Genomic DNA, 1,137 nt, shown 5'->3' on the forward strand with positions numbered 1-1,137 from the left:
GCATTTTTCCTGGCATACCTTCACCCTGGAAGTTGCCGATCATGGTGCCAAGCACTTCGTTATCGCGCGGGTTCAGGCAGTACAGAATGGTTTTTGGCAGTTCGTTGTTTTCGTTTTGCTTGCTGAGCAGGCGAGACAGTTCTTCAGCCATCGGACGGTCGTTGATCGAGTCAAAGCCCACATCCGGCCCCAGCAGTTTGAACTGGCGCAGGTTGTTGTTACGCAGCGCGCCAATGTGGTACTGCTGAACCCAGCCGCGACGGGTGTATTCAGCCGCCAGCCAAACCAGAACCGCAGTTTTGAACTGTGCAGTTTCGTGCTCGGTTGGGGTCGCACCAGAAAGACGACGCGCCAGGATGCCGTCGAGAGTTGCTTCGTCTGCTTCGGCAAACAGAACAACGTCTAATGCGTGGTCGGAAACTTTACAGCCGTGTGCCGCGAAGTGGTCCAGACGCTTGCTCAGTGCAGTTTGCAGGTCGCTGAAACGACGGATATCGGTATCAGAAACTTCCGCCAGTTTGCCCATGTATTCAACGAAAGTGCCTTGCTCAATGTTGAATGCTTTATCCGGGCGCCAGCTTGGCAGCACTTTGGTTTCAAACGCGTCGAGCGCGATTTGACGGTGGAAACGCAGATCGTCAATTGGGTCATCAGTGGTGCCGACCATTTTCACGTTCATCTGCTTCATGATGCCGCGCGCAGAGAAGTTGTCCTGAGTCAGCAACTCATTACATTCGTTCCAGATTTCGTCAGCAGTGGTTGGCGACAGCAGTTTGCCGGTGATGCCGAACGGACGACGCAGTTCAAGGTGAGTCCAGTGGTACAGCGGGTTACCAATCGTGTGCGGAACAGTCGCAGCCCAGGCATCGAACTTCTCACGGTCAGACGCATCGCCAGTACACAGACGCTCTTCCACACCGTTCGCACGCATGCCGCGCCATTTGTAGTGATCACCTTTTAACCAGATGTCATACAGGTTTTTAAAACGGTAGTCTTCAGCAACCTGCTGCGGTGGCAAGTGGCAGTGATAGTCAAAGATTGGCTGATCGGCTGCAAACTCATGGTACAAACGGCGGGCGAATTCGGTATCAAGAAGAAAATCTTCAGTCATAAACTGGGCCATTGTAGGTTCCTCTG

At 53.3% G+C, this 1,137-nt stretch carries 1 protein-coding gene; it reads right to left on the reverse strand.

Annotated elements, in window-relative coordinates:
• On the reverse strand, positions 1-1,123 hold a 1,123-nt coding region (gene uxaC, locus D6029_RS22365), incomplete at its 3' end, for a glucuronate isomerase (RefSeq protein WP_120066850.1).
• Positions 1,124-1,137 lie beyond the last annotated feature (14 nt).

The sequence above is a fragment of the Buttiauxella izardii genome (genome assembly GCF_003601925.1).
Lineage (GTDB): Bacteria > Pseudomonadota > Gammaproteobacteria > Enterobacterales > Enterobacteriaceae > Buttiauxella > Buttiauxella izardii.